The 26979-nt window shown below is 66.4% G+C and carries 25 protein-coding genes and 1 tRNA gene; 7 read left to right on the top strand and 19 right to left on the bottom strand.

Translation table 11 applies throughout. The features are described 5' to 3' along the window. Entirely contained in the window at positions 1–1686 is a 1686-nt protein-coding gene (locus CD928_RS16565) for a M28 family metallopeptidase (RefSeq protein WP_095388202.1), read from the bottom strand. Between the two features lie 216 nt (positions 1687–1902). On the opposite strand from CD928_RS16565, the gene CD928_RS16570 reads away from it, so the two are divergent. Beyond that, positions 1903–3879 carry a S9 family peptidase gene (locus tag CD928_RS16570; RefSeq protein WP_095388203.1) on the top strand — a complete coding sequence of 659 codons (1977 nt, stop codon included), beginning with the start codon at positions 1903–1905 and terminating at the stop codon, positions 3877–3879. A 77-nt stretch (positions 3880–3956) separates the two neighbouring features. Here CD928_RS16570 and rpsD read toward each other — a convergent pair whose 3' ends face one another. Beyond that, on the bottom strand, positions 3957–4568 hold the full coding sequence (gene rpsD / locus CD928_RS16575) for a 30S ribosomal protein S4 (RefSeq protein WP_095388204.1): 612 nt from the start codon (positions 4566–4568) through the stop codon (positions 3957–3959). Between the two features lie 201 nt (positions 4569–4769). Between rpsD and CD928_RS16580 the strand changes: the two genes are divergently transcribed. Continuing rightward, positions 4770–5078 carry a chorismate mutase gene (locus CD928_RS16580; RefSeq protein WP_095388205.1) on the top strand — a complete coding sequence of 103 codons (309 nt, stop codon included), beginning with the start codon at positions 4770–4772 and terminating at the stop codon, positions 5076–5078. A gap of 58 nt (positions 5079–5136) precedes the next feature. Here CD928_RS16580 and CD928_RS16585 read toward each other — a convergent pair. From CD928_RS16585 to CD928_RS16610, 6 genes are all read right to left on the bottom strand, one after another. After that, positions 5137–5212: transfer RNA gene (locus CD928_RS16585), tRNA-Lys, on the bottom strand. 114 nt (positions 5213–5326) lie between these two features. Beyond that, positions 5327–6433, bottom strand: a complete 1107-nt coding sequence (gene rodA, locus CD928_RS16590) for a rod shape-determining protein RodA (protein ID WP_095388206.1) — start codon at positions 6431–6433, stop codon at positions 5327–5329. Next, on the bottom strand, positions 6430–8334 hold the full coding sequence (gene mrdA / locus CD928_RS16595; protein ID WP_095388207.1) for a penicillin-binding protein 2: 1905 nt from the start codon (positions 8332–8334) through the stop codon (positions 6430–6432). Before mrdA ends, rodA begins: the two co-directional genes overlap by 4 nt. 17 nt (positions 8335–8351) lie before the next feature. Beyond that, positions 8352–8873 (bottom strand): rod shape-determining protein MreD, encoded by a 522-nt coding sequence (mreD, locus tag CD928_RS16600; protein ID WP_095388208.1) that lies wholly within the window; start codon positions 8871–8873, stop codon positions 8352–8354. After that, a complete protein-coding gene (gene mreC / locus CD928_RS16605; RefSeq protein WP_095388209.1) occupies positions 8870–9757 on the bottom strand; it encodes a rod shape-determining protein MreC in 888 nt (295 codons plus the stop codon). The genes mreD and mreC overlap by 4 nt, the downstream gene beginning before the upstream one ends. Before the next feature lie 20 nt (positions 9758–9777). Further along, a complete protein-coding gene (locus tag CD928_RS16610; protein ID WP_053554503.1) occupies positions 9778–10824 on the bottom strand; it encodes a rod shape-determining protein in 1047 nt (348 codons plus the stop codon). 196 nt (positions 10825–11020) lie between these two features. Between CD928_RS16610 and mutL the strand changes: the two genes are divergently transcribed. Further along, complete coding sequence (gene mutL, locus CD928_RS16615) at positions 11021–12838, top strand: DNA mismatch repair endonuclease MutL (RefSeq protein WP_095388210.1); 1818 nt, start codon at positions 11021–11023, stop codon at positions 12836–12838. Between the two features lie 212 nt (positions 12839–13050). Here mutL and CD928_RS16620 read toward each other — a convergent pair whose 3' ends face one another. Further along, the gene (locus CD928_RS16620) at positions 13051–14298 is read right to left on the bottom strand and encodes a cell wall metabolism sensor histidine kinase WalK (protein ID WP_255247218.1); all 1248 of its coding nucleotides are present in this window, start codon (positions 14296–14298) and stop codon (positions 13051–13053) included. A 134-nt stretch (positions 14299–14432) separates the two neighbouring features. Between CD928_RS16620 and CD928_RS16625 the strand changes: the two genes are divergently transcribed. Both CD928_RS16625 and CD928_RS16630 read left to right on the top strand, forming a co-directional pair. After that, the gene (locus CD928_RS16625; RefSeq protein WP_095388212.1) at positions 14433–14846 is read left to right on the top strand and encodes a hypothetical protein; all 414 of its coding nucleotides are present in this window, start codon (positions 14433–14435) and stop codon (positions 14844–14846) included. Between the two features lie 60 nt (positions 14847–14906). Next, on the top strand, positions 14907–15908 hold the full coding sequence (locus CD928_RS16630; RefSeq protein ID WP_095388213.1) for a fumarylacetoacetate hydrolase family protein: 1002 nt from the start codon (positions 14907–14909) through the stop codon (positions 15906–15908). Positions 15909–15967: 59 nt separating this feature from the next. Here CD928_RS16630 and CD928_RS16635 read toward each other — a convergent pair whose 3' ends face one another. From CD928_RS16635 to CD928_RS16665, 7 genes are all read right to left on the bottom strand, one after another. Next, positions 15968–16942 carry a type II secretion system F family protein gene (locus CD928_RS16635; protein WP_255247224.1) on the bottom strand — a complete coding sequence of 325 codons (975 nt, stop codon included), beginning with the start codon at positions 16940–16942 and terminating at the stop codon, positions 15968–15970. A 70-nt stretch (positions 16943–17012) separates the two neighbouring features. Next, positions 17013–17978 (bottom strand): type II secretion system F family protein, encoded by a 966-nt coding sequence (locus CD928_RS16640; RefSeq protein ID WP_095388215.1) that lies wholly within the window; start codon positions 17976–17978, stop codon positions 17013–17015. 58 nt (positions 17979–18036) lie between these two features. Further along, on the bottom strand, positions 18037–19314 hold the full coding sequence (locus CD928_RS16645) for a P-loop NTPase (RefSeq protein ID WP_095388216.1): 1278 nt from the start codon (positions 19312–19314) through the stop codon (positions 18037–18039). Beyond that, positions 19311–19952 (bottom strand): CpaD family pilus assembly protein, encoded by a 642-nt coding sequence (locus CD928_RS16650; RefSeq protein ID WP_095388217.1) that lies wholly within the window; start codon positions 19950–19952, stop codon positions 19311–19313. Before CD928_RS16650 ends, CD928_RS16645 begins: the two co-directional genes overlap by 4 nt. A 25-nt stretch (positions 19953–19977) precedes the next feature. Then, positions 19978–21477: a type II and III secretion system protein family protein gene (locus CD928_RS16655; RefSeq protein WP_095388218.1), complete on the bottom strand. Its 1500-nt coding sequence runs from the start codon at positions 21475–21477 to the stop codon at positions 19978–19980. Between the two features lies 1 nt (position 21478). After that, on the bottom strand, positions 21479–22519 hold the full coding sequence (cpaB, locus tag CD928_RS16660; protein ID WP_095388219.1) for a Flp pilus assembly protein CpaB: 1041 nt from the start codon (positions 22517–22519) through the stop codon (positions 21479–21481). A 47-nt stretch (positions 22520–22566) separates the two neighbouring features. Beyond that, entirely contained in the window at positions 22567–23055 is a 489-nt protein-coding gene (locus CD928_RS16665) for a prepilin peptidase (protein ID WP_255247219.1), read from the bottom strand. A 101-nt stretch (positions 23056–23156) separates the two neighbouring features. On the opposite strand from CD928_RS16665, the gene CD928_RS16670 reads away from it, so the two are divergent. Both CD928_RS16670 and CD928_RS16675 read left to right on the top strand, forming a co-directional pair. Beyond that, positions 23157–24287: an FAD-binding oxidoreductase gene (locus CD928_RS16670; RefSeq protein WP_095388221.1), complete on the top strand. Its 1131-nt coding sequence runs from the start codon at positions 23157–23159 to the stop codon at positions 24285–24287. A gap of 86 nt (positions 24288–24373) precedes the next feature. Beyond that, the gene (locus CD928_RS16675; protein ID WP_095388222.1) at positions 24374–24550 is read left to right on the top strand and encodes a DUF1508 domain-containing protein; all 177 of its coding nucleotides are present in this window, start codon (positions 24374–24376) and stop codon (positions 24548–24550) included. A gap of 26 nt (positions 24551–24576) precedes the next feature. On the opposite strand, the gene rnhA is transcribed toward CD928_RS16675, so the two are convergent. Genes rnhA through ispH form a run of 3 tightly spaced genes read right to left on the bottom strand, consistent with a single transcriptional unit; the run spans position 24577 to position 26962 of the window. Then, positions 24577–25029 carry a ribonuclease HI gene (gene rnhA / locus CD928_RS16680; protein ID WP_095388223.1) on the bottom strand — a complete coding sequence of 151 codons (453 nt, stop codon included), beginning with the start codon at positions 25027–25029 and terminating at the stop codon, positions 24577–24579. Next, the gene (thrB, locus tag CD928_RS16685) at positions 25026–25985 is read right to left on the bottom strand and encodes a homoserine kinase (RefSeq protein WP_095388224.1); all 960 of its coding nucleotides are present in this window, start codon (positions 25983–25985) and stop codon (positions 25026–25028) included. Before thrB ends, rnhA begins: the two co-directional genes overlap by 4 nt. Then, complete coding sequence (gene ispH / locus CD928_RS16690) at positions 25985–26962, bottom strand: 4-hydroxy-3-methylbut-2-enyl diphosphate reductase (RefSeq protein WP_176473613.1); 978 nt, start codon at positions 26960–26962, stop codon at positions 25985–25987. The genes thrB and ispH overlap by 1 nt, the downstream gene beginning before the upstream one ends. Between the last annotated feature and the right edge of the window lie 17 nt (positions 26963–26979).

The raw sequence follows: 26979 nt of genomic DNA on the forward strand, positions 1-26979 counted from the left end.
CTATTGTTCGGCGCGCGACTTGTCGCGGGCGGCGCGGAATTCGTCGCCCTTGACCCAGTTCGGCCAAGCGTCGGTCATCGCCAGCATCCGCCCCGCGGCATAATAGAGCTGGAGGTCGGCGAGCATGCCGTCCCAGTTGGCGATCGCCTCATATTCGTCGCCGGGCGCGTGATAGCGGTGCTCTTCATAGTCTTCCGACGCCTTCTTGCCGGCGTCCTTGCCGCCCGCGACCAAATCCTCGCCGCTGCCGAAGTTGAACATCGGCACGCCGAGCTTGGCGAAGCTGAAATGGTCGGAGCGGTAATAGAAGCCCTTTTCGGGGGTCGGCTCGTCGACGACCGTGCGCTTCGCCGTCGCCGCGATCTTTTCGAGATAAGCGTCGAGTTCGGACTTGCCGCGGCCGACGACGACGATGTCCTTGGCAGGGCCTGCGGGATTCAGTGCGTCCATGTTCACCCCGCCGACGGTCTGCGCGAGCGGGAAGACCGGGTTTTCGGCATAATATTTCGAGCCGAGCAGCCCCGATTCCTCGGCGGTGACCGCGAGGAAGACGACGCTGCGGTCGGGCGCGCCAGCCTTCTGGTAGGCCTGCGCCAGCGTCACCAGCCCCGCGACGCCGGTCGCATTGTCGACCGCGCCGTTGCAGATATCGTCGCCGTCGACCGGCGCGCAGCGGCCGAGATGGTCCCAGTGCGCGGTGTAGAGGACATATTCATCGGGCCGCTTCGTCCCCGGCAGCACGCCGATAACGTTGCGCGACATCTTCTTGGCGATCTGGTTGTCGAAGCTCAGCGACGCCTTGACGCCGGTCAGCGGCACCGCCTTGAAACCCTTCTTCTTCGCCGCCTCGCGCAGCGCGTCGAAATCCTGCCCCGCGCCCGCGAAGAGCTGCTTCGCCCTGTCGAGCTGGATCCAGCCGTTGGCGGCGGTCTGATCGGCGCCGCCATTCTTGCTGTCGGCCAGATATTGCGTGCCGGTCCAGCTCGATTCGACGACGTTCCAGCCATAGGCGGCGGGCTCGGTGTCGTGGACGATCAGCGCCGCGGCGGCGCCCTGCCGCGCCGCTTCCTCATATTTGTAGGTCCAGCGGCCGTAATAGGTCATCGCACGGCCGTTGAACTCGCCCTTCGCCTCCTTGGTCTGCCAGTCGGGATCGTTGACGAGGATGACGACCGTCTTCCCCTTCACATCGACCCCGGCATAGTCGTTCCAGCCCTTCTCGGGTGCGTTGATGCCGTACCCGACGAAGACCACGTCGCTGTCCTTGACCGAAATCTGCGGCTGGACGCGATAGCTCGCAGCGACGAAGTCGATGCCGTATTTGAGCGACATCGGCGTCTTGCCGCCGGTGAAATTCAGCGGGCTGACGTTCTTCGCGGTAATCTCGACCAGCGGAACGTCCTGCGTCCAGCTACCGTTGTTGCCGGGCTTGAGACCCGCTTCGGTGAATTTCTTGATCAGATAGGAGACGGTCTTCTCCTCGCCCGGCGTCCCCGGCGCGCGTCCTTCGTAGCGGTCCTGCGACAATTCCCTGGTTACGTCCTGCAAGGTCGAAAGCGACAGTTCGGGAAGCTGGACGTCGGGAAGCGCCGCGGCGCTGGCCGAGGTCTTGTCGGTGGAGGCGTTGCAGGCGGTAAGCGCCAATAGCGCGGCGGCCGCGAGCGGGGCGGGGTTAAAGCGGAGCATCGATCGTCCTTGTCCGAATGAGCGTTGCGGGCTTTGTGCCAGCCCCGTCACCGGCAGGCAAGGGCGGTGGATGAGGGCTTCGGACCTGGCCTTTGCGGGTTGCCATGATGACCGGGCGGCCTATGCTGGATGCCGAGGGGCGCGGTGTTTGTTGCAACATGGCCCTCATGTCAGGGGTTTAAGCGAGGGGTCGCTTTCAATTCGGGGGTTTGGGGAATGAGGTTCTGGGGGGCGGCACTGATCGTGCCGGCACTGGTCGCGACCGCTGGGGCGGCGCAGGCGCAAGACGATATGGCGGCGAAATTCGGACAGCGCGAGCGCGTCCGCCAGGTCAGCATTTCGCCCGACGGCGAGCGGCTGGCGGTGATCCAGCCGACCAAGGGCGCGGGCTCGGTCGTCTCGGTGATCACCATCGCGACCGGCGATTCGAAACCGGTGCTGAGCGCGAAGGGGGGCGACGAGCAGATCGGTCGCTGCGACTGGGCGCTCGCCACCCGGCTGGTGTGCAGCGTCCACGTCATCAACCGCGGCACGACCGGTCTCCAGGGTTTCAGCCGGCTGTTCGCGCTCGATGCCGACGGGCAGAATATGCAGATGCTGAGCGACAAGACGCGCGTCCGCGCTTTCGGTGCAAGCCAGTTCGGCGGCGGCGTCATCGACTGGTCGGATGCCGAGGAGAGTGGCCGCGTGCTGATGACGCGTTACCAGAGCGGCGAGTATCAGACCGGGTCGCTGCTCGGGCGCTCGGCGTCCGGCCTGGCGGTCGACGCCGTCGACACGGTATCGCTGAAGCGTAGGACGGTCGAATCGCCCAAGGACGGCGTCGTCGATTATATCTCGGATGGACGGGGACACGTCCGCATGATGATCAGCCAGACGGAGACCGCGGACGGCTATTCGGGGAACACCTATAACATCTCCTATCGCAAGGCGAACAGTCGGGATTGGGAGAGTTTCGGTACTTATGTCAGCGAGGCCGGGCTGGGGACCGGCTTCCTTCCGGTGGCCGTCGATCCGAATCTGGACGTGGTCTATGGCTTCGACTCGCTGAACGGGCGCTCGGCGCTCTATTCGGTCTCGCTCGACGGCAAGATGACGAAGACACTGGTCTATGCAAACGACCATGTCGATGTCGACGGCCTCGTCAGCATCGGCCGCAGCGGGCGTGTCGTGGGCGCCCAGTTCGTTACCGACAAGCGCCAGACGGTCTTCTTCGACCCCGCGCTGAAGTCGCTCGGCACGGCCCTGGCCAACGCACTGCCGAACCATCCGCTCATCAGCTTCGTCGATTCGACCGCCGATGAGCAGAAGCTGGTGCTGTGGGTGGGCAGCGACGTCGATCCCGGCGGCTATTATCTGTTCGACAAGTCGACCAAGCAACTCGCCGAGATCATGAAGATGCGTCCGCAGCTCGACCCGGCCAAGCTCGCGACGGTGAAACCCGTGCATTACAAGTCACGCGACGGCGTCGACATTCCCGCCTATCTGACGCTGCCCGCGGGTTCGGACGGCAAGGGATTGCCGGCGATCGTCATGCCGCACGGCGGACCGGGCTCGCGCGACGAGTGGGGCTTCGACTGGCTGTCGCAATATTTCGCGGCGCGCGGCTATGCGGTGCTCCAGCCCAATTTCCGGGGTTCGACCGGCTATGGCTCCGGATGGTTCCAGAAAAACGGCTTCCAGTCGTGGCCGACGGCGATTGGCGATGTCGACGACGGCGGCAAATGGCTGGTATCGAGCGGGATCGCGGCGCCGGGCAAACTCGGCATCGTCGGCTGGTCCTATGGCGGCTACGCCGCGCTGCAGTCGGGGGTTTACGAGCCCGGCCTGTTCAAGGCGATCGTCGCGATCGCGCCGGTCACCGACCTCGAACAGCTTCGCGAAGATTCGCGTTACTATACCAATTTCCGTCAGGTCGAAGCCTTCATCGGCCGCGGCGATCATGTGAAGACCGGCTCGCCCGCGCAAAATGCCGAAAAGATCACGGTTCCCGTGATGCTCTTTCACGGCGACTATGACCAGAATGTCGATGTCGGCCAGTCGCGGCTGATGGCCAGCCGGCTGCGCAGCGCCGGAAAGACGGTCGAATACACCGAATTCCCGGGACTGGACCATCAACTGGCAGATAGCGAGGTGCGCACCAAGATGTTGGGCGATGCCGACAAGTTCCTGCGCGCGGCGATGGGACAGTAGGGCCTCGATAAGGGCAAAAAGAAAAAGGGCGGCCCGTCGCCGGGCCGCCCTTTTTCTTGCCGGTCGCGAGACCCAGATCAGCGCGAATAGAATTCGACGACCAGGTTCGGTTCCATCTTCACCGGATAGGGAACTTCGTCGAGCGTGGGCACGCGCACGAAGGTCGCCTTGGTGCCGTCGACCGCGACATATTCGGGCAGGTCGCGCTCGGGCAGGCTCTGTGCTTCGGCGACCAGCGCCATTTCCTGCGCCTTCTTGCCGAGGGTGACTTCGTCGCCCGGCTTCACGAGGCGGCTCGCGATGTTGCACTTCACGCCATTCACATAGACGTGGCCGTGGCTGACGAGCTGGCGCGCCGAGAAGATGGTCGGAGTGAACTTGGCGCGATAGACGATCGCATCGAGGCGGCGTTCGAGCAGGCCGATCAGGTTCTGGCCGGTGTCGCCCTTCATGCGCGAGGCCTCGAAATAATTCTTCTTGAACTGCTTCTCGGTGATGTCGCCGTAATAGCCCTTCAGCTTCTGCTTCGCGCGGAGCTGGATGCCGAAGTCCGACATCTTGCCCTTGCGGCGCTGGCCGTGCTGGCCGGGGCCGTATTCGCGGCGGTTGACGGGACTCTTCGGGCGACCCCAGATGTTCTCGCCCATCCGGCGGTCGAGTTTATACTTGGCGCTCTGGCGCTTCGACATTGTCGTCTCCAATTTGCTCTGTGCCGAAGGATTTCGGCGTGTTCCCGGGTCGCACCATAGGGGCTCAAGCCCTATGCGACCGCCGCTTCACCGGGGTGCGGGGTCCATTGCGAAGGCGCGCGGTTAGACGGGGAGGGCCGTAAAGTCAAGCGCCCTCGCCACCGCTCGACACGAGAGAAAAAGCCGCTAAAGGCTGCGCGCATGACTGCCGCCAAATTGCCCGAACAGTGCGAAACCATGCTCGACGTGCGCGCCGGGGTCGACGAGACCGACCGCGCGCTCGTCGCACTGCTCGTTCGCCGCTTCGGTTATATGGACGCCGCGGCGCGGATCAAGACCGATCGCGGCACGGTGCGCGACGAAGCCCGCAAGGCGCAGGTGCTCGACAATGTCGCGCGCGCGGCGGAAGAGGCGGGGCTAGACGGGGATCGCATCCGCGCCGTGTGGAACGAACTGGTCGAACAATCGATCGCCCACGAATTCGACCGCTGGGACGAAGCGCGCGCCTGAAGACGCGGCCGGGCAAGCGAGCGGCGCTACGCGAATTTTTCTAAGCTTTTGAAAGAAATGGTGGACGCACTAGGGCTCGAACCTAGGACCCGCTGATTAAGAGTCAGCTGCTCTACCAACTGAGCTATGCGTCCACTTGCCGGTTTGCGGCAACGCCTGCAGCGTGGAGGGAGACCCTCTTTGCTGCGAAGCGAGCGGCCCGCTATCATGGCGTTGCGGGGATGGCAATGGCTTTGCCGAGAATTTTTTCAATGAAAGCGGCGGCTGCCCGTTTTGCTGTCGTTTTCGATCGCGAGGATGATGCCGACGCAGGTCATGATCGTCAGCATCGACGAGCCGCCGTAGGAGAAGAGCGGCAGCGGGATGCCGACCACGGGCGCGAGTCCCATCACCATCATCAGGTTGATCGCGATGTAGAAGAAGATCGTCATCGTCAGTCCCGCCGCGACGAGCTGGCCGAAGCGCGTGCGCGCCCTCAGTGCGACCCGCGTCGACCAGCGCAGCAGCAGGAAGAAGGCGATGAGCAGCGCGAGACCGCCGATCAGCCCCCATTCCTCGGCCATCGTCGCGAAGATGAAGTCGGTATGGCCTTCGGGGAGGTAGTCGAGATGGCTCTGCGACCCGTTGAGGAAGCCCTTGCCGCCGATGCCGCCCGAACCGATCGCGATCTTCGACTGGCTGATATGATAGCCGGCACCCAAGGGGTCGCTTTCGGGATCGAGGAAGATGAGCACCCGCTTCTGCTGATAGTCGTGGAGCATCGAGAAAAGGATGGGGAGCGCCGCCGCGCCGGCGAGTGCGGCGCTGCCGAACCACCACAAGGGCAGGCCGGCGAGGAACATGACCACGGCGCCGCTCGCACAGATGGCGAGCGCGGTGCCGAGGTCGGGTTGCAGCATCACCAGCGCCGCCGGAATGCCGATCATCACCAGCGCCGGCCATAGCGCGGTGAAGGTGCGCGTGTTTCCGGGCGGCAATTGCGTGTAGAAATGCGCCAGCGCGAGGACGATCGCGACCTTCATCAATTCCGACGGCTGGAGGTTGAGGAAGCCGAGATTGAGCCAGCGTTGGCTGCCGCCTCCGACGAAACCCAGAAGCTCCACCGCGACGAGCAGGATCGCGACGCCGATATAGCCGATATAGGCGAAATCCTCGAACAGGCGCAGCGGGAAGCGCCCGAGGATCAGCGCGCCGATCAGGAACATGATGAAGCGCACGCCCTGCTGCCACGCCCAGGGCGACAGGCTGCCGCCGGCGGCCGAATAGAGGACGAGCAGGCCGAAGCCGGTAATCGCGCTGAGGAGGGCGATCAGCTTCCAGGGGATGCGTTGGACGGCGGGTGGAACGGGGATCATTGTGGCACTCCCGGCGCGGGATCGCTCGCGGCGCCTGCCTTCCACGCGGCGAAATCGCGGTTCATCCGTTCCTCGATGGAGCCGCCCCAGCCGGCCTCGAATCCTTCGAGCGCGGCCATCGCCTTGTCGCGGTCGAAGAGGAAGGTGAAGATGTCCTTCGCGACCGGTGCCGCGGCGCGCGAGCCGCCCATGCCATGTTCGATGACGACCGACATCGCGTAGCGCGGATTGTCATAGGGCGCGAAACCGACGAACAGGCCGTGGTCGCGATATTTCCAGTCGCCACCCTTGCCGTTGCCGCCCGACAGGCCGCGAACCTGCGCGGTGCCGGTCTTACCCGCCATCTGGATGTCGTCGAAAGGCAGGCGGCTGCGCCCCGCGGTGCCGGCGCCGTTGACGACGCGCCACATGCCCCCTCGCGCGATCTCGAACTGCTCGGGCGTGAAGGGGAGCGCGTGATGTTCGAACTGCCGGTTGATCAGTCGCGGATACAGCGTCTGCCCCGACGCGATCCTCGCCGCCATCACCGCGAGCTGGAGCGGGTTAGCGAGGACATAGCCCTGGCCGATAATGGCGTTGAGCGAGTCCGACGCCGACCATTCGCGGCCATATTTGCGCATCTTCCACGCGCTGTCGGGGATGGTCCCATAGCGCTGATTGCTGCCCGCGAGCTTATATTCCTCGCCGAGCCCGAGCAGCCGCGCGGTCGGTGCGATCGCATCATAGCCCAGCCGGTGACCGAGCCAGTAGAAATAGCTGTTGCAGCTCTTTTCGATCGCGGTCTGCATGTCGATCGTGCCGTGAGTGCCGAGACAGCGAAAGAAGCGACGGCCGAGGCGGTAGCCGCCGATGCAGGTGTGTTTCTCGCCCGGGTCGACCCCATGCTGCATCGCGGCGAGCGCGGCCATCGGCTTCAGCGTCGATCCGGGCGGATAAAGACCGCGCGTCGCCTTGTTGATCAGCGGCTGGTGATCGTTGGCGCGTAGCCAGGCATATTCCGAATTGCTGATGCCGTCGGAAAAGCTGTTGGGGTCGAAGCTCGGCATCGCGATGAAGGCGAGGATGTCGCCGGTCAGGCAGTCGATGACGATCGCTGCGCCCGATTCGCGGCCCATGCGCCGCGCGGCATATTCCTGCAGGTCGGCGTCGATCGTCAGGTGGACCGTTTTGCCCTGCACGTCGGGCTGGGTGCTGAGATCGCGGACGACCTTGCCGCGCGCGGTGACCTCGACCCGCCGCGCGCCGGGTTTGCCCTTCAGCATCGGTTCGAAATATTTCTCCAGCCCGTCCTTGCCGATCTTGAACCCCGGGGTGATGTAGAGCGGGTCCTTGACCTTCTCATATTCCTCGGCGTTCGGCGCGCCGACATAGCCGATCAGATGGCCAACGGCGGCGCCGGTCGGATAGTTGCGCGCAAAGCCGCGCGCCGGCGCGATGCCGGGCAGGTCGGGCAGGCGGACGAGCACCGAAGCATAGTCGGCCTCGCTGACGTCCTCCTTCACCGCGACGGGCTGAAATCCCGAGGCGGCGTTGAGATCGCGCTCGATGCGCTCCATCGTGTCGCCGTCGAGCCGCAGCAGCGTGCGGAGCTGGGTGAGCACCGCGTTCTTGTCGTGCAGCCGGTCGGGAATGATGTCGATGCGCAACGACACGCGGTTGTTCGCGAGCGCCTTGCCGTGGCGGTCGACGATCCAGCCGCGCCGCGGCGGGACGAGCGTCAGGTTGACGCGGTTGCTTTCGGATTCAAGCACATAACGATCGTTGTCGACGATCGAGATATAGGCCATGCGCGCGCCGAGCGCGACGCCGACCGCCGCCTGCGCGCCGCCGACGACGAGCGCGCGGCGCGTGAAGGTGATGCCTCGCCAGGCTTCGGTGATGGGCGGCTGTCTGCGCTTCATGAGGGGCCAGAATCAGTCTATCGGCGTTTCAGGCGGAAATTGTCAAACTTGCCGGTCAGGCGCAGGAACAGTGGGACGAGCAGCACCGATATGATGATCTGCGGCACGACGAGGCCCAGCACATGGCCACTGGGGGCGTGCGGATGGACGATCAGCGCGGCGAGCGCCTGGACGGCCGCGACGAGCAGCGCGGCGATCGCCCAGTCGTGAAAGAATCCGCGCCAATAGATGCGCTGCGACAGATAATGGATCGCGATGCTGGCGATCGTCCACAGGCCGATCGCGGTGCCGATCGGTGCGCCGCTGAACAGATCGTCCCACAAGCCTAGCGGCAGGCCGATCCACACCGGCCACATTTCGGTGCGCAAGAGCTGCCAGCAGAGGAAGAACAGCAGCCCGAGCGGCGGCAGCACCGGCGAACTGGCGACGAGCGGCAGCATCAGCGGCAGCGCCGAAGCGATCAGGACGGTGGCTAACGGCACGATCCGCATGCGCCAGAGCGATGCGGGCTCGCCGAGACGCGGGCCGGTGCGGTTCATGGTGCCCCTGCAGGGGCGGGGGCGGGGGCCGCCTCGATATTGTCGGGCGTATAGGGCCGCAGCACCGAGACCGCGTCGACCTTCGCGGGATCGGCGAGCGGACGCGCGAGCGCGCCGTCGTCCTGACGGCTGACGACGATCGCGACGGGGATATTGGGCGGATAGAGGCCGCCGGTTCCCGAGGTGACGAGAATGTCACCGGGCTTGAACGGGTTGTTGGCGATGTTGAGCGTGCGTACGTCTAGGTTGCCGTTACCGCGCCCCGAGGATAGCGCCGGTAGACCGTCGCGCGCGCGGCGGACGGGAACGACATTCTCGACGTCGGTGAGCAGCAGCACCTGCGAGACCGAGGGGCCGGCGCTCAGCACGCGGCCGATCAATCCGTCGGCGCCGCGCACCGGCTGCCCTGCGGCGACCCCCATCTTGCGCCCGATGCTGAGCAGCGCGATGCGCTTGCTGCTCGTCGAGGTCGAGGTGAGCAGATAGCCGTGAGCGAGTGCCGCCTTGTCGATCTGCTGGAGCTGGAGCAGCGCCTTCAGCTGACGATTCTCTTCCTGCAGCGAGCTCGTCGCGACCAGCTTGCGCCGCGTATCGGCGAGTTCCTGGCGCAGCCGCCGGTTTTGCGTTCCCGCCTTCACATAGGCCGAGACATTGTCGTCGATGCCCGAGATCGATCCGGTCACCGAACGGGTGACGCGCGCGACCGGCGCCGCGAGTTCCTGACTCGCGATGCGAAGCTGCGCGAAGCCCACGGGATCGACGACCGAAAGCAGCGCCAGCAGCAGCCCGGCCACCGCCCCCGTCACCGCAATGACATAGGCGACGAACAGGCTGTACTGGGCCTTTCGGGATTGCCCCGGACGCCGATGTGCCGGGCGGACCATGATGCAGCGAGCCTAGGCGATCAGGCTTGCTGGAGCACGCCGCGGAAGGCGGGGTCCTCCATCGCGCGACCAGTGCCGATCGCAACACAGGTCAGCGGGTCTTCGGCCACGGTGACGGGCAGGCCGGTCGCATCGCGGAGCAGCTCGTCGAGCTCGCGGATCAGCGCGCCGCCGCCGGTCAGCACGATGCCCTGGTCGACGATGTCGGCGGCGAGTTCGGGCGCGGTGTTCTCGAGCGCGATGCGCACGCCCTCGACGATCGTGCCGATCGGCTCGGACAAGGCCTCGGCGATCTGCGCCTGGTTGATGGAGATTTCCTTGGGCACGCCGTTGACGAGGTCACGGCCCTTGATGTGGATCGTCAGGCCGACGCCGTCCGACGGAATGCGCGCGATGCCGAAATCCTTCTTGATCCGCTCGGCGGTCGCCTCGCCGATCAGCAGATTGTGATGGCGGCGGACGTATGAGACGATCGCCTCGTCCATCTTGTCGCCGCCGGCGCGGACCGAGGTGGTGTAGGCGAGGCCGCGCAGCGAGAGCACCGCGACTTCGGTCGTACCGCCGCCGATGTCGACGACCATCGACCCGATCGGTTCGGTCACCGGCATGTCGGCGCCGATCGCGGCCGCCATCGGCTCCTCGATCAGCCACACTTCGCTGGCGCCCGCGTTCGATGCGGCGTCGCGGATCGCGCGGCGCTCGACGCTGGTCGAGCCCGAGGGAACGCAGATCACGATCTCGGGGCTGCGGAATGCGTTGGGCTTGCCGCCGTGGACCTTGGTGATGAAGTGCTTGATCATCTGTTCGGCAACGTCGATGTCGGCGATGACGCCGTCGCGCAGCGGGCGGATCGCCTCGATGCTGTCGGGGGTCTTGCCCATCATCAGCTTGGCGTCATCGCCGACCGCCTTGACCCGCTTGATTCCGTTCAGCGTTTCGACCGCGACGACCGAGGGTTCATTGAGCACGATGCCCTTGCCGCGCACATAGACGACCGTGTTCGCGGTGCCGAGGTCGATCGCCATGTCTTGGGAATTGAATTTGAACCAGCGGGAAAAGAAGGACATCGATACTGCTTCCTGTCAACGAAGCCGCGCCCTTGACGGACACGCCCCCTGTCGTGATGTGCATCCGCGTGCCCGGCGGCGACAGAACCAATCAGGGGGGAAAATTCCGGCTCGTCCGCGAAGGGCTTGCTGGACAAAATGATCAGGCTGTGCGGGTGGGTCGCGATTTGCGTCCGACTGCGCTAGGAGAGCCTCTATGTCAATACGCCGCCTGCCGGAAAAGCTCGTAAATCGGATCGCAGCCGGTGAAGTGGTCGAAAGACCCGCCGCCGCGCTCAAGGAACTGGTTGAAAATGCCATAGATGCCGGAGCGACTCGGATTTCCGTGCGAATCGCCGAAGGGGGAATCGCGCGGCTCGAGGTCGAGGACGATGGCTGCGGCATGACCCCGCCCGAGATGGCGCTGGCACTCGAACGCCATGCGACGTCGAAGCTGCCCGACGAGGCGATCGAGGCGGTGACGACGCTGGGTTTCCGCGGCGAGGCGCTGCCCTCGATCGCCAGCGTCGCGCGGCTGACGCTCGACAGCCGGGTGGCTGGCGGCGACGGCTGGCGGCGCGTCGTCGACAATGGCGCGCTCGCGGGCGAGGGGCCCGCCGCGCTTGCGAAGGGCACGCGAGTCCTCGTCGAGGATCTGTTCGCGCGCGTGCCGGCGCGGCGCAAGTTCCTGCGCAGCGGCCGCAGTGAATATGCCGCCTGCCTCGACGTCGTGCGGCGGCTCGCGATGGCGCGGCCCGATATCGGCTTCACGCTTGAACATGATGGGCGCCGCGTTATCGACCTGCAGGGCGGGCAGGACCGGCTCGCGCGCGTCGCCGCGCTGACCAGCCGCGATCTCGCTGCAAACAGCATCGGCGTCGATCTCGACCGCGGCGAGGTGCATCTGGGCGGCGTGATCAGCCTGCCGACCTACAATCGCGGCATCGCCGACCATCAATATCTGTTCGTCAACGGGCGTCCGGTGAAGGACCGGCTGCTCGTCGGCGCACTGCGCGGCGCTTATGCCGACCTCCTCGCGCGCGACCGGCATCCGGTCGTTGCGCTCTTCCTCGACGTGCCGACGAGCGAGGTCGACGTGAACGTCCATCCGGCGAAGACCGAAGTGCGCTTCCGCGACCCGCAGCTTGTCCGGGGGATGATCGTCGGCGGGCTCCGCCGCGCGCTCGACGAGCATGGTTTTCGCAGCGTCCAGCGCCCGGCCGAGGCCGCGCTCGCGGCATGGCGGCAGGAACCGGTGACCCCAGCCCCGACGACCGGATCCCTGTTCGGTCACGCCGCGCACGAGGCGCCCGCTGCGCATCTGTTCGGCGCCGAGACCGCGCCCGTGCCCGATGCGGCTACCGTGCGCGTCTACGACCGCATGACGCCGTTCGCGCCCGCACCGCTTGCAGGCCGCGCCGAGGTCGCCGAAGCGCCGCCGCCGCAGGCCGAAGACCATCCGCTCGGCATCGCGCGTGGGCAGATCGCGAAAACCTATATCGTCGCGGAGGCCGAGGACGGCCTCGTCATCGTCGACCAGCATGCCGCGCACGAGCGGCTGGTGCTCGAAACACTGAAGCGCGGCATGAGCGGGCAGGCGGTGCCGTCGCAAGGGTTGCTGCTCCCGGAAATCGTCGAACTCGACGAACCGGCATGCGACCGGCTCGAAGCCGCGGCCGCCCAACTCGTGGCGCTCGGCGTCGAGATCGAACGCTTCGGTCCCGCCGCGGTGATGGTGCGTGCAACGCCCGCGATGCTCGGCCCGATCGACTGCCACAAGCTGATCACCGACATCGCCGACGACCTCGCGGGCTACGACGCCGCGCTGGGCCTCAACGAGCGGCTCGAACTGGTCGCCGCGACGATGGCGTGCCACGGCTCGGTTCGTGCCGGGCGGACGTTGAACGTCACTGAAATGAACGCACTGCTCCGCCTGATGGAGGTCACGCCGCATTCGGGCCAGTGCAACCATGGGCGGCCGACCTGGGTGAAGCTGGCGATGGACGATGTCGAGAGGTTGTTTGGCAGGAAGTGACTGGCTTCTATTGACCGGTATCGGCCAATCAAATCCTCCCCGCTTTGCGGGGAGGGGGACCGCCGAAGGCGGTGGAGGGGGCGGGCGGCCTGAAACGGCGTCGCGTAAGGACGCGAACCCCCTCCATCAGCCCCTGCGGGGCTGCCACCTCCCCACAAGTGGGGAGGATCTGAACGTCCGCTCCCCACCCAAAAAAGCGGACACCCCCAGGCCTATCCATTCGCCAGCGGAAAGCTCACCGACACTCGCGTTCCCCGTCCGGCCTCGCTTGCGATGTCGAGCTGCCCCTGGTGGCGCTCGCTGATATGCTTGACGATCGCGAGCCCGAGCCCGGTCCCTCCGACCGAGCGGCTGCGCGCTTCGTCGACGCGGTAGAAGCGCTCGGTCAGGCGCGGCAGGTGGTCCGGCGCGATGCCGTCGCCCTGATCGCCGACACTCAGGCGCACGCGCCCGCCCTCGCGTGCCAGGTCGACGGTGACCGGCGTTCCCGCGCGGCCGTATTTCATCGCGTTCGAGATGATGTTGTGCGCGAGCTGCCCGAGCTGCGCCGCGTCGCCCAGCATCGGCTGCGGCTCGCTGCCCAGATTGGCCTCGATATCCTTGGCGCGCGCCTCCTCGCTGTCGCGCAATTGCGCGACGGTATTGTTCACGATCGCCGCGAGATTGACCGGGGTCGTCGGACGGCGGAAGCGGTCGGCCTCGACGCGCGAGATCGACAGGAGGTCGATGACGAGCTGCTGCATCCGCCGCGCCTCGCGGTCGATGATCGACAGGAAGCGGTGACGCATACCGGCATCCGCATCGCCGTTCATGTCCTGCAGCGTCTCGACATAGCCGAGGATCGCGGCGAGCGGTGTGCGCAGTTCGTGACTGGCGTTGGCCACGAAGTCCGACCGCATCCGGTCCGCGGCGTCGATCGCCGAGCGGTCGGAGAGGATGATGATGCGATCGCCGCCCGACAGCGCCGCCATCCGCATCGTCCAGCGCTGGCCTGGGCGCGGAAAGTCGACGAGACTGATCTCCTGCGGCGTGTCGGCGTCCGCTGCCTTTGCGAGCCATTCGGTCGCCGCGGGGTGGCGGATCGCGGTGCGGATGTCGGCGCCGACGATATGGCGGCCGAGCAGCCGAATCGCGGCGTCGTTCGCGACCGTCACGATATTGTCGGTGGTGCCGAGCAGCGGATCGGCCTCCTGATCGGCGCGGCGCGCGAAATCGGGGTGGCGGAGCAGCGAGGGGAGCGGGGCGGGCGGCGGCGCGGCGGTTTCGGCGCGGGCTTCGATCACGGGGGCCGGCGCGGCGGCGTGGACGATCGCGGTGGCGGCGAAGCCGGCCAGGGCGAGAATGGCGATCGTCGACGCGTCGCCCCCCGCCAGCGCGGCAAGGATCGCTGCAATGGCAATCAGCGTCAGCGCGATGACCAGGCTGGACAGGCGGTCGAACATCGCGTCTGCGCCTCGCATGAGCGACGCGCCCGCGCAAGCCCATTAGCACGGCTTAAACCCCTGAGGTGCGATTGTCCCAAAGCGGGATGACGGCGCGCGGCCCCGCGGCTTTTGCTTTTCGCGCGCAGGGCAGATGGGCTATGCGCGGTTCCATGGAAAAGAGCGAAACTCCGGTCGAGGACCTCGGCAGCACGGACGAGCCGGTTCCGTCGCGTCGCAGGATGCTCGCGCTCGGCGCCGTCGGCGTATCGGCGGCGCTGACGATCCGCCCCGCGTTCGCGCAGACCGCCGTGTCGGTGATGAACTGCCAGATTCCGGTGCCCGACGTCGCGGGGGCGGGGCAGTATATCGATGGCAATGGCCAGCTCGTTCCGGCGGGAACCAAGGGGGCCTTTCCCGGCTCGCCGCGGCCGTTCACCGGCGAAGAGGTCAAGCGCGCGTTCCGCGGTCAGACGCTGCCCGGCACCAGCTATGACCAGTCGCAGGCCTATCTTCAATATATCCGGCGCTTGCAGGCGGGGCAGAGCGGCTTTACCTGTTTCGCATCGATCCAGATGCCTCGCTGATCATCGCCGTCCTTGCCGGCGATGGCGGCTTTTCCCCGCATCGCAGACAAAGGATGTTGCGTGAAACTAGCTTCGCTCAAGGCCGGCCGTGACGGTCGGCTCGTCGTTGTTTCGGATGATCTCGCCTGGTACGCCGACGCGGCTTCGGTGGCCCCGACGATGCAGGCAGCGCTCGACAATTGGGCCGAAGCGGGACCGCGCCTCATCGCGCTGGCGGAGGATCTGAACCACGACGCGATTCCCAAGGAGCGCTTTCACGAGCGCGACGCGGCGTCGCCGCTGCCGCGCGCCTATCAATGGGCCGACGGCAGTGCCTATGTGAACCATGTCGCGCTGGTGCGGCAGGCGCGCGGTGCCGAAATGCCCGATAGCTTCTGGCACGATCCGCTGATGTATCAGGGGGGTAGCGACGCCTTCCTCGCCCCGCGCGACCCGATTCCGCTCGGCGATCCGGCGTGGGGCTGCGATATGGAGGCCGAGGTCGTGGTGGTGACAGACGATGTCCCCGCGGGCATCGACCCGGTCGCGGCCCGCGACAAGATATTGCTCGTCGGGCTCACCAACGATGTGTCGCTGCGCGGTCTGATCCCGGCTGAACTCGCCAAGGGTTTCGGCTTCTTCCAGTCGAAGCCGTCGAGCGCGATGTCGCCGGTGTTCGTGACGCCCGCGGCGCTTGGGGACCGGTGGAGGGACGGCAAGCTCCACGGGACGCTCAGTGTCGACCTCAACGGCCAGCCGCTCGGCCGCGCCGACGCGGGCGTCGATATGACCTTCGACTTCGGCCAGCTCGTCGCCCATGCCGCCAAGACGCGCAACCTTGGTGCCGGAACGATCATCGGTTCGGGCACGGTGTCGAACCGCGATGCCGGCGGCGGCCCCGGCAAGCCGATCGCCGAGGGCGGGCTCGGCTACTGCTGCCTCGCCGAAGTGCGGACGGTGGAGACGATCCTCCAAGGCGAGCCGAAGACGCCTTTCATGCAAAAGGGCGACACGGTTCGCATCTGGATGGACGACGACCGTCATCACAGCATCTTCGGCGCGATCGAGCAGCAGGTCGCCTGATACGAAAAGGGCGGGACGCACGGTCCCGCCCTTTCTGGTCCGGATTGCCTTCGGGCGCTCTAGGACATCGATCCCGTCAGCGCGTCCTTGAGCGAGCAGGCCGCGGGCCCCAGGATCACGATGAACAGGCACGGCAGGATGAACAGGATCAGCGGCACCGTCATGATCGCGGGCAGCCGCGCCGCCTTTTCCTCGGCGCGCATCATGCGCTCGTTACGGAATTCGGCCGAGAGGACGCGCAGCGCGCTGGCGAGCGGGGTGCCGTATTTCTCGGTCTGGATCATGGTCGTGACGACGCCCTTTACCGAATCGAGATTGACGCGATAGGCGAGATTCTCGAACGCCTGCCGGCGCTCGGTAAGGAAGCCGAGCTCGATCGAGGTCAGCGCGAATTCCTCGCCCAGTTCGGGATAGGCGCGGCCGAGCTCCTTGGCGACGCGGCTGAAGGCTGCGTCGACGGTCAGGCCCGCCTCGGCGCAGATGACCAGAAGGTCGAGCGCATCGGGAAGCCCCTTGCGGATCGCGTCGGTGCGTTTCTGCCGCTTGTTGTCGACGAACAGGTCGGGCGCCTTGTAGCCGAGCAGCAGCGCCGCCATCGTCGCGCCCGAGCGTTTGAAGGGCGTGAGGTCGGGCCACAGGTCGACGCCGTAGATCAGGAAGGCGGCGAGGCCGCCGAGCACGATCGGCAGCACCAGCCGGCCAAAGATCACCGCGACCGCGAGATCCTTCGACCGGATGCCGGCCTGTGCGAGCTTTTGCTGCACATCCTTGATCTGCTCGTCCTGAAGGACCTGCAGCTTGCCGAGGAAGCTGCGCATCTTGTCGGCGGTCTGGTTCTTGCGAACGAGCTTGACGCGGCGCTTCGCGGTCGAGGCGGTGATGCCGGCCTTGAGCTGTTCGCGACGTTCGTTGAGCGCCTTGACGCGTTTCGCCATCGGATCGCGGACGGTGAGCGCGCCATAGACGGCGAGCAGCACGGCGAAGACGCCGATCGCTGCGAGCATGGTCGCCGCCCAGACGACGTCGACGCCCATCAGCGTCGGCCCGGCCTGGCGTCCCGAGAAGGCGGCGAGGAGAAGGTTGCTGTTCATGGCGATCCCTCCCTCAGATCTCGAAGCTGATCATGCGCGACATGATGAACGCGCCGATGCTCATCCACACCAAACCGCCGAGTCCGGTGATGATCAGCCGCTGTTCGTGGAAGAAGCCGGCGAGATATTCGGGGTTCATGGTCCACACGATGCCGAACACGAAAAAGGGCAGGGCACCGACGATATAGGCCGACGCCTTGGCTTCCGACGACATCGCGCGGATCTTGAGCTTCATCTGGGCGCGCTTGCGCAGCACGTCCGACAGGTTGCCGAGCGTCTCGGCAAGGTTGCCGCCGGTTTCGCGCTGGATCGCGATGGTGATGCAGAAGAACTGGAATTCGGGCGTTCCGAGCATCTCGGCCGATTCCTGCAGCGCCGCCTCCATCGTGTTCCCGATACGGATGCGCTCGACCACCCCCTTGAACTCCTCGCCGACCGGACCCGGCAGCTCCTGGCTGACGACCTGAAAGGTTTCGGTGACCGGCAGGCCAGATTTCAGGCCGCGAACGAGCAGATCGATCGCATCGGGAAAACGGGTATTGAAGGCCGCAACGCGCCGCTTGATCAGCCGTCCGGTCACCAAATTGGGCAAGCCCACCGCCGCCATCACGCCGACCAGCACCGCCAGCGGGAAGGGCGCGCGAAGTACAAGCAGCGCGCCCGTCATCACGACGAACAATGCCATCGACGCGAACATATATTGACTGACCGTCCAGCTCTTCCCCGTTCGCCGGAGGCGCAGCTCCATCTGTTCGCGGCGCGGCATCAGGTTCGAGAGGCTGTTCGCGCCTTGTCCGCCGGCCTGGATGGTCTTGCGCATCTGGGCGGCGACCACGGCTTCGGTCGAAGCGGCGTGCCGATCCTTCATCATCGCCAGACGGCGGGTCTTGGCCTTGCCGACCGACGGCCCGCCGAACAGGAGGATCACCAGGACGAAAACCAGGAAGCAGGCTGCGATAATCAGGGTGGGCAGGGTCATGGTCGGCGTATCCGATTAGCGATAGGGACAGGGGAGGCCGCGGCTTGCCGCGGCCCCGTTACCCCTGTTTTGCGGTCTTTTTCGTCACCAGATTGCCGATGCCGCCGAGCTTTCCGAGCAGCGAGCCGCCCGATTTCTCGCGCGTTGCGGCCGGCGCCTCTTCGGTATCGTCGGCCCCGTCGAGGATGAATCGCATCAACTGCGTCCATACCTGACCCGCCTTGGTGCCCTTGCAGATCTCGGCATAGGATTTGCCGAGCTTCGCGGACTGGCTCACCAGCTTGGGATCGAAGGGGATCGTCACGTCGATGTTGCGTTCGATCGACGATTCGAATTCCTTGCGGGAAAGCTCGCCGATCGCGCTCTGGAACTTGTTCGCGACCAGGATCACGCGCGCGCCCGGAACATTCTGCTTGAACCACGACAAGAGACGGATCGTGTCGCGCGCGGCCGCGAGCGTCACGTCGCTGACGAGCAGGATCGTTCCCACTTCCGACACCAGGTGCGGGAAGGGAATCAGGACCTGGCGCGGAATGTCGACGATCGTCATCTCGAATGCGTTGCGCAGTTCTTCTTCCAGCTGGAAGAAGGCCGAACCGTCGGTCATCACCGGCTGGTGGATCGGGGCTTCGGCCGACAGCAGGCTGAGCTTGTCCGACGCGCGCACCATCGCGCGTTCGATGAACAGCCCGTCGATGCGGCTCGGATTGTCGATCGCGTCGATCAACCCGCGGCCGGGCTCGAGGTCGAGCGTCAGCGCGCCGGTTCCGAAATGGATGTCGAGATCGAGCAGCGCCGTCTGGCGCCCCGCCTGTTCGCTCATCGCCCACGCGAGCGAGGTCGATACCAGCGAGGCGCCGACGCCGCCGCGCACGCCGACCACCGCCATCATGTGATGCGGCTTGTCGTCGAGCATCTCGGCATGCTTGGGCGCCGCCAGCATCGCCTGCGCCATCGTCAGCGATTCGCGAACCTGGTCGAGCGACAAGGGTTTCAGCAGATAATCCTGAATCCCGCTCGACAGGAGGTCGCGATAGAGGCGGACGTCGTTGACCTGCCCGGCGGCGATCACCACGGTGCCCGGCTCGCAGACTTCCGCGAGGGCGTTGATGTCGTTGATCGGGTCACCCGATTCCGACATGTCGACGAACAGGATGTTCGGGCTTGCCGACACCGAAAGCGACTGGACGGCGTTGCGCAGGCCGCCTTTGTTGCATTTCTCGATCGGCCAGCCCATGTCGCCCGCTGCGACGCGGATCAGCTCCAGCGTGTCGTCGTCGCACACGAAGGCGTTGAAGGGTTCACGCAGCCCGGCTGCTTTGAAAGGCGCGTTCACTTGCCACCTCCGCTCGTCGATTCGCTACGCAGTTCGCCGGCTCCCGTCGGCGGCTTTTCGCGATAGGTCTTGATGGCCCGGGTCGCGGTGGTCGGATCGTGGCGTTCGTTGGTCGCGCCCTTGATCAGGTCGTTGGGGTCCGAAACCATCGCGGCGAGATTGCTGTTCGTCGCGCAGCCATAGTTGGACGAAGTCGCGTTGTTGAAGTTGATCGACGATTTTCCCGACCAGTCGGGGCAACCCGGCACATGGGCCGACGCCCGCGTCACGACGATGCGCATATGGCCCGGCGGCACGGCGCCGGTGGTGACCGGCGCGTCGGTGCCGACGAACAGGCCGCGGCGCTCGACCATCGCCCGCACTGTCGCTTGCGCGACATCATTGCCATAGGCGGCGGGGTCCTCGATCGCGATGCGGTCGCCGTAACGAACCCCCATCGCGTCGAACCAGCCCTGCAGGCGGCCCTGCTCGCTGGGAGCCAGTTCACCGCCGGTCGCGGCGACGTCGAACTGGTAGATCTGATTGCGCACCACCGGCTGGTGGACCGAATCGAGGCCCGTGTTGCTGTTCGCGCCGCCCGTGCATCCGGCGAGCGAGGTCGCCAGCGCCAGAGCCGTCCAAGTTGCGATTTTCTTCATCACTTTGCTCCTGAAAACCAGCGCGTCACTTGATGCTGAAGCCCGGCGAAACCTCGTCGCCGCCGCGCAGCCGGTCGGCGTCGCCCGCCGACGTGTCGAGCCGCGGTTTCGGCCGGTCACCGCCGCTCACGCCGTTGCTCGTCTGTCCCAGGAACAGCCGCGCCGCGTCGTTCGCATCCTGATAGGCGTCGGTCGGCAGCTTGATGTCGTTCGCCGACACCGGGTTCACCAGATAAGGCGTGACGACGATCACCAGCTCGGTTTCGCCGCGGCGGAAGCTGTCCGACTTGAACAAAGTGCCGAGGATCGGCACGTCGCCAAGGCCGGGCATCTTGTCGATCGCGCCGATCGAACGATTGTTCATCAGGCCGGCGATCATGAAGCTCTCACCCGAACCCAGTTCGACCGTCGTTTCGGCGCGCCGGATGGTCAGCGCCGGGATCTGGAAGCCTTCCATCTCGATCGCGCCTTCGGTCGACAGTTCCGACACTTCGGGGCGCACGCGCAGGCTGATCCGGCCGTTCGACAGCACCGTCGGCGTATAGGCCAAGCTGACGCCATATTTGCGATATTCGATCGTCGTGCCGGCGAAATTGCCGGGGATCGGGATCGGAAATTCGCCGCCGGCCAGGAAGTCGGCGGTTTCGCCCGAGATCGCGGTCAGGTTGGGCTGGGCGAGCGTCACCACCATTCCCGAGCGCTCACCCATGTCGAGCGAAGCGATCAAGTCGAGACCGAACAGGCGGCCGGCCCCTGCGATGCTGCGCGTGCCGCTCGGCGTGGTGATCTGATAGCCGGTCGAGCCGGCCGGAAGCGGCGGCTCGCCTTCGCCGGGATAGAGGATCGTGCCTGCGGTACGACCACCGAACACGCCGCCGAGAAAGCCGTTGCCGAGCGGGCCATCGCGGTCGCGGGTCAAGAGGTTGCCGCTGATTTCCTTGACCAGCGAGCGGTTCACCTCGGCGATGCGGACCTGCAGGTTGACCTGCAGCGGCGTCGCGGTACGCAGACGCGAGAGCACCTTGGTTTGCTCGCCGACGAACGCCTGCACCAGCCGTTCGGCTTCGGCGGCATCGTCGGGCGACTGCACCGTTCCGGTGAGCAGCACGAAGCCGTTCATCGTGTTGGCGGAGATCTTCGCCTCGGGCATGGCGAGCGAAAGCATCTGATCGATCGTCTCGATATTGTTTCCGACGCGCGCCACGGTCGAATAGACCACGCGGCCGCTGGCATCGGTCGCATAGATGCTCGTTTCGCCCGGCGCCTTGCCGAAGATATAGAGCTGGCGCGACGAGCGGACCTGCACATCGGCCACCGTGTCGTTGGCGACGAACACGTCGACCATCGCCGCGGGCAGGCTGATCAGGCGGCCACGGCCGACCGACAGGTCGATGCTCGAGCTCGCATTCTGGGTGGCTTGCGCCGACGCCTGCTGCGAGGGGGCGGAGATCAGAGCGGCCGCGACCAGGCCGACGGCCAGGGTGCGGGCCAGCGCCGCCGCCTTCATTTTGGCTTTGCTGTTCATCTTACTTCCCCCCAACCGGAACTTCGGTGGTCTTGTCGCCGCGGGTCACGCGAACAACGGGTCCGCTGGACATCACCGGCGCTGCGCGCCCGGCCCCCGCCGGAGCGCCGCTATATGCTGGCTGCTGCTGGAGCGCTCCGCTGCCGCCAACGCGGCCGCGAACGGGTACCCAGAAGCGCGACACGTCGCCGCCGGTCGTTGCCGAGCTGCGGCCCGAGGTCGGGCGTGCGGCGACTTCGGCCAGCATCTTCCGCTCGGCGGCGGTGCCGCCCTTGGCGGGCACGTCGACCTCGCCCGAGGCGATCGCCGCTTCGAGGTCGCCGCTGGTTTCGGCGAGCGGGCGCAGCGCGAGCGAGAGCCTGCCCATATTCTGGGCGACCGCGATTTTCTCGGCGATCTCGGGAGTCGCTTCGAGCGTCACGGAACCGAAGGTGCGAACCGGCGTCTTGCCGGTTTCATCCTTCGCGTCGTAACGCTGGTCGGTCGCGAGAACGCGCACGTTGCGAACGATCGTTTCGGCCGTGAACAGCTGATCGTCGGGATAGGTGCCGCCCTCCTTGACCTCGATGGTCTGCGACAGCACCACGTCGACCCGGTCGCCGGGAAAGACGAAGCCCGCGACGCCCTGTTCCTGCGAAACCTTGACGGTCACCGCGCGCATGCCGGGGCCGAGCGCCGCGGCCAGGAAGCCGCGGTCGTCGGGATGGACGAGCGCGCCCTGCGTCAGCGGTTCGCCCGCGGTGATCGGAAAGCGGACGACCGTGCCCACCAGCGTGTTCACGTCGGTCTTGTCCTTCAGGAAATAGGCCTTCTCGACCAGATCCTTGGGCCAGGGCTGAAAGCGGAAACTGTCGGGCCCGATAATCGTGCCCGCCGGCAACTGCCGCGTGGCGACGAGGATGGTCGGGCCGGAAAACTCCGGCGCCGCCGCGGCTCGAGCCGTCGGCGCCGATGCCCCGCGCATCATCTGGTTGACCCCGAACGCCGCACCGACCGCAATGACCAGCGCGCCGACGATCAGCATTATCTTTCGCGTATCCATGACGATTTTTCGCCTCCTGCACTCACCGGATGCGGCGGTGCTTTCCCTCAGGTCGATCCGATAGACTGAAACTGGTTAAGATAGTGTTGGTGAAGCGCCCAAAGGCCCGCAGCCGCGATGGCGACCCCGTAGGGCACCTCGACGGGCTTTTCAGAGGGGCGCATCTTGATGTGGACGAGCATGGCACCGGACAGCAGGCCGCCGGCGATCGCCATGACGGTCAGCGTCGGGACGAACAGCGGCAGCGGAATCCAAAGCATCACCGCGCCGATCATCTTGACGTCGCCGCCGCCCATCGCGCCGATCGCGAACAGCCCGGCAAAGAGCAGGAAGACGCCGAAGGCGGCGCCGAACTGGATCGGCACTTCGGGCCAGGCCGACAGGCCCGTCGCAATCCAGAAGGGGATGGCGAGCAGCGCGATCGCGGCGTTCAGCCCGTTGGAAATCGTGCGCGACCGCAAATCGCTGATCGCCGCGGCGATCATCAGCGCGGCAAGCAGGGCCATCAGGCCAAGAGCGATCGGAGTGTTTCCCACAGCTTTTCCAATAGCGACGATGGCTTACCAAAGCGTAACCATGGCGCCGCGGCGTGGGTGCCCGGCTTGCATTCCCGCCGCGAGCCGATATGCGGCGTGCCATGACCGACAAGCCGCCCTCGACCACCGACGTGCTGATCGTGGGCGCCGGTATCGCGGGCGCCAGCCTCGCCGCCGCGCTCGCGCCCCACCGGCGGGTGGTGATGATCGAGACAGAGGATCGTCCGGGCGTTCACGCCACCGGGCGGTCGGCCGCCTTCTGGCACGAAAGCTATGGCGGGGTCGGGGTGCAGCCGCTCTCGGCCGCTTCCTTCGCGACCCTGGCGCGGCCTCCGGCTGATTTTTCGGATCGCCCCTTTCTGGCGCCGCGCGCCGCGCTGACCATCGGTCGGCGTGAGGAAAAGGCGGCTGTCGATGCCTTCACCGCCGAATTTGCCGCAAAGGGCGTCGATGTCGTGCGTCTGACCGCCGCCGATGTCGCGGCAAGGGTGCCGGGCATCCATCCCGACTGGACCGAAGCCGCTTATGAAGGGGCGTGCAGCGACATCGACGTGGCGGCGCTCCACGTCGCCTATCTGCGCGCGGCGAAGCGCGCAGGGGCCGGGCTCGTCACGCGGGCACCGCTGATCGCGGCGAGCCGGCGAGGCGGGCTGTGGCATGCGCGCACGGGACAGGGCGACATGACGGCGGCGTTGATCGTCAATGCCGCCGGCGCCTGGGCGGACGACGTCGCGGCCGCCTGCGGCGTCGCGCCGGTCGCGATCCAGCCCTATCGCCGGACGGTGCTCCAGGTCCGCCTCGGCGTGCCGGTGTCCGCTGCCCTGCCGCTGGTGGTCCATGTCGGCGGCCAATTCTATTTCAAGGGCGAAAGCGAAGGGCGCGTGTGGCTGAGCCCGCATGACGAAACGCCTTCGGATCCCTGCGATGCGGCACCCGAAGAGATCGACGTCGCGCTCGCGATCGAGCGCCTGCAGTCGGTGGTCGACTGGCCGGTGGCGGCGGTGGAGCGGAAATGGGCCGGTCTGCGCAGCTTCGCGCCCGATCGGCTGCCGGTGTTCGGCGCCGACCCCCGCGAGCCCGCCTTCGTCTGGTGCGCGGGGCAGGGGGGCTTCGGTATCCAGACCGCGCCCGCGATTTCGGGCCTGCTCGCCGCGCAGCTCGGCGGGCCGCAGCCCACGGACGCGATCGGCGCTGTCGATCCCGAACCTTATTCGCCGGTTCGTTTCGCCTGATCGATTGAACGGCTTGCGCCCGCCGATCAACGGCTTAACATGGGTTAGCCGCGCACCCTGGCGGCTCCGCTTCGTGGAGGTACCCCATGGCTCATTATTTCGAGATCAAGAAGAACAAGGCGGGCGAGTTCGTCGCCTATTTCAAATATAACAGCGAAACCATCTTCTGGACCGAGGGCTACAGCAGCAAGGCCTCCGCGAAGAACGCCATCGATTCGATCAAGAAGAACGGGCCGGGCGCCGAGACGCGCGAAGCCGAATAGCCACACCCACACCGCGGCGCGGGCGTTCAGCGCGTCCGTGCCGCCGCCAGCGCGGCGTCGCTCGCCAGCTTGTCGGCGAGTTCGTTGTCGCCGTGCCCGGCGTGGCCCTTGACCCACAGCCATTCGATCTCGTGCCGCTTCGCTTCGGCGGCGAGGCGCTGCCACAGGTCGGCGTTGGCAACCGGCTTCTTGGCGGCGGTCTTCCAGCCGTTCTTCTGCCAGCCGTGGATCCATTTGGTGATGCCGTCGCGGACATAGACGCTGTCGGTTGACAGTTCGATGCGGCAGCCGCGCTTCAGCGCCGCCAGCGCCTCGATCGCGGCCATCAGTTCCATGCGGTTGTTGGTCGTCTCGGCCTCGCCGCCCGAAATCGTCTTCACGACGTCGCCCCAGCGCAGCACCGCGCCCCAGCCGCCCGGCCCGGGGTTGCCCTTGCACGCGCCGTCGGTGGCGACGATCACGGTCTTGCCCGTGATCATGCCTTGAACAAGTCCAGGGCGTCAGGGGCCTGATAGCGCCGCAGCCGCGCGAGAAAGGGCGAAGGATCCTTGCGCGTCACCAGCGCGTCGGCCGGCGTGTGAATCCAGTCGTGCGCGCGCGTCAGCAGGAAGCGGAGCGAGGCGCCGCGCGCGAGGAGCGGCAGCGCGGCGACCTCGGCTTCGGTCAGCGCGACCTCGCGCGCATAGCCGCGCATCAACGCGGCCGCACGGGCCGGGTCGCAGCGCGTGCCGTCGCGGGAAAAGGTCCACGACGCGTGGGTGACGGCAAGATCGTAGGCGCGATAGTCGGTCGCCGCGAAATAGAAGTCGATCAGTCCCGTCACCCGATCGCCGAGCATCAGCACATTGTCGGGAAACAGATCGGCGTGGATGACGTGCGCGGGCAGACCGGCGGGCCAGTTCGCGTCGAGATAGTCGAGTTCGGCTTCGACGATCGCCCCCAGCCCCGGCAGGACCGTGTCGAGATCGCCCGCCGCGGCAGCGATATCGCGCCAATGCCCATGCCCCATGCTGTTTTCGCGGGCGCCCGCGAAATCCTCGAGCGCGCGATGCGCCGCGCCGAGCGCCGCGCCAGCCGCTTCGCATTGCGCCGCGGTCGGCCGCGTCAACGAGATGCCGGACAGGAACTGGATGATGCACGCCGCGCGCCCCGAGATCCGCTGGATCGCGGCGCCTTCGCGGTCGCGGATCATCGCCGGGACGGGGCAGCCCTTGGCCGCCAGGTGGCCGAGCAGGTCGACGAAGAAGGGCAGGTCATCCGCCCGAACGCGCTTTTCGTAGAGCGTCAGGATGAAGCGCCCGCCCGTCGTTTCGAGCAGGAAATTGCTGTTCTCGACGCCTTCGGCGATTCCCTTGCACGACTGGACCGTCCCGATGTCGTAGCGGGCGACGAGGGTGGCCAGATCGTCGGGGTCGACCTCGGTATAGACCGCCATCAGGGTTCGAGCCCGCGCGGCAGCTTGAAGATCATATTCTCCTGCGCGGTGACGACCACTTCCTCGACGATCGGACGGTGGGCGGCGACCGCGTCGATCACTTCGCGCACCAGCGTTTCGGGCGCGCTTGCGCCCGCGGTGATACCGAGCGTCGCGATGCCCGCCAGCCATTCGGGCGCGATGTCCTCGCCGCGCTGAACCAGATGCGCGGGCGTGCCGAGCCGTTCGGCGACCTCGACGAGACGCAGGCTGTTCGAGCTGTTCGGGGCGCCGATCACGATCATCCGGTCGCACTGGCCGGCGATCGCCTTCACCGCCTGCTGGCGGTTCGAGGTCGCGTAGCAGATATCCTCTCCGCGCGGACCCTGGATCGTCGGGAAGCGGTGCTCGAGCGCGGTGACGATATCGCGCGTATCGTCGACCGACAACGTCGTCTGGGTCAGAAAAGCGAGCTTTTCGGGATCGGGCGGCACCAGCGCAGCGACGTCGTCGACCGATTCGACGAGCGTCATCGCGCCTTCGGGGAGTTGCCCCAGCGTCCCGATGACCTCGGGGTGGCCGGCGTGGCCGATGAAGACGATATGCCGCCCGGCCTCGCTCGCGCGTTCGGCCTGACGATGCACCTTCGACACCAGCGGACAGGTTGCGTCGATATAATCGAGCCCGCGCGCCTCGGCCTTGGCGGGCACGGCCTTGGGGACACCATGCGCGCTGAACACCACCGGAACGTCATCGGGAACCTGGTCGAGCGATTCGACGAAGATCGCGCCCTTGGCCTTCAGCGATTCCACGACGTAGCGATTGTGGACGATTTCATGGCGCACATAGACCGCCGGGCCGAAGCGGTCGATCGCGAGCTCGACGATGCGGATCGCCCGGTCGACGCCCGCGCAAAAGCCGCGCGGCGCCGCGATCAATACCCTGAGTTCCGCCGTTTCGCCTTCATTGGCGGGCGTCATTTTAAGGGGTTCGTTCATGATGCGGCGCTCTAGCG

The sequence above is a fragment of the Sphingopyxis sp. GW247-27LB genome (assembly GCF_002277025.1).
In the GTDB taxonomy this organism is placed as follows: domain Bacteria; phylum Pseudomonadota; class Alphaproteobacteria; order Sphingomonadales; family Sphingomonadaceae; genus Sphingopyxis.

Coding starts and splice junctions, on each gene's coding strand:
- CD928_RS16565 (WP_095388202.1), bottom strand. CDS start 1,686: ATGCTCCGCTTTAACCCCGCCCCGCTCGCGGCCGCCGCGCTATTGGCG.
- CD928_RS16650 (WP_095388217.1), bottom strand. CDS start 19,952: ATGAAGAAAATCGCAACTTGGACGGCTCTGGCGCTGGCGACCTCGCTC.
- mrdA (WP_095388207.1), bottom strand. CDS start 8,334: ATGAAGCGCAGACAGCCGCCCATCACCGAAGCCTGGCGAGGCATCACC.
- mutL (WP_095388210.1), top strand. CDS start 11,021: ATGTCAATACGCCGCCTGCCGGAAAAGCTCGTAAATCGGATCGCAGCC.
- rodA (WP_095388206.1), bottom strand. CDS start 6,433: ATGATCCCCGTTCCACCCGCCGTCCAACGCATCCCCTGGAAGCTGATC.
- CD928_RS16610 (WP_053554503.1), bottom strand. CDS start 10,824: ATGTCCTTCTTTTCCCGCTGGTTCAAATTCAATTCCCAAGACATGGCG.
- CD928_RS16580 (WP_095388205.1), top strand. CDS start 4,770: ATGACTGCCGCCAAATTGCCCGAACAGTGCGAAACCATGCTCGACGTG.
- CD928_RS16620 (WP_255247218.1), bottom strand. CDS start 14,298: ATGCGAGGCGCAGACGCGATGTTCGACCGCCTGTCCAGCCTGGTCATC.
- CD928_RS16635 (WP_255247224.1), bottom strand. CDS start 16,942: ATGGGCGTCGACGTCGTCTGGGCGGCGACCATGCTCGCAGCGATCGGC.
- cpaB (WP_095388219.1), bottom strand. CDS start 22,519: ATGGATACGCGAAAGATAATGCTGATCGTCGGCGCGCTGGTCATTGCG.
- mreD (WP_095388208.1), bottom strand. CDS start 8,873: ATGAACCGCACCGGCCCGCGTCTCGGCGAGCCCGCATCGCTCTGGCGC.
- ispH (WP_176473613.1), bottom strand. CDS start 26,962: ATGAACGAACCCCTTAAAATGACGCCCGCCAATGAAGGCGAAACGGCG.
- thrB (WP_095388224.1), bottom strand. CDS start 25,985: ATGGCGGTCTATACCGAGGTCGACCCCGACGATCTGGCCACCCTCGTC.
- CD928_RS16570 (WP_095388203.1), top strand. CDS start 1,903: ATGAGGTTCTGGGGGGCGGCACTGATCGTGCCGGCACTGGTCGCGACC.
- CD928_RS16655 (WP_095388218.1), bottom strand. CDS start 21,477: ATGAACAGCAAAGCCAAAATGAAGGCGGCGGCGCTGGCCCGCACCCTG.
- CD928_RS16675 (WP_095388222.1), top strand. CDS start 24,374: ATGGCTCATTATTTCGAGATCAAGAAGAACAAGGCGGGCGAGTTCGTC.
- rpsD (WP_095388204.1), bottom strand. CDS start 4,568: ATGTCGAAGCGCCAGAGCGCCAAGTATAAACTCGACCGCCGGATGGGC.
- CD928_RS16625 (WP_095388212.1), top strand. CDS start 14,433: ATGGAAAAGAGCGAAACTCCGGTCGAGGACCTCGGCAGCACGGACGAG.
- CD928_RS16640 (WP_095388215.1), bottom strand. CDS start 17,978: ATGACCCTGCCCACCCTGATTATCGCAGCCTGCTTCCTGGTTTTCGTC.
- mreC (WP_095388209.1), bottom strand. CDS start 9,757: ATGGTCCGCCCGGCACATCGGCGTCCGGGGCAATCCCGAAAGGCCCAG.
- rnhA (WP_095388223.1), bottom strand. CDS start 25,029: ATGATCACGGGCAAGACCGTGATCGTCGCCACCGACGGCGCGTGCAAG.
- CD928_RS16670 (WP_095388221.1), top strand. CDS start 23,157: ATGACCGACAAGCCGCCCTCGACCACCGACGTGCTGATCGTGGGCGCC.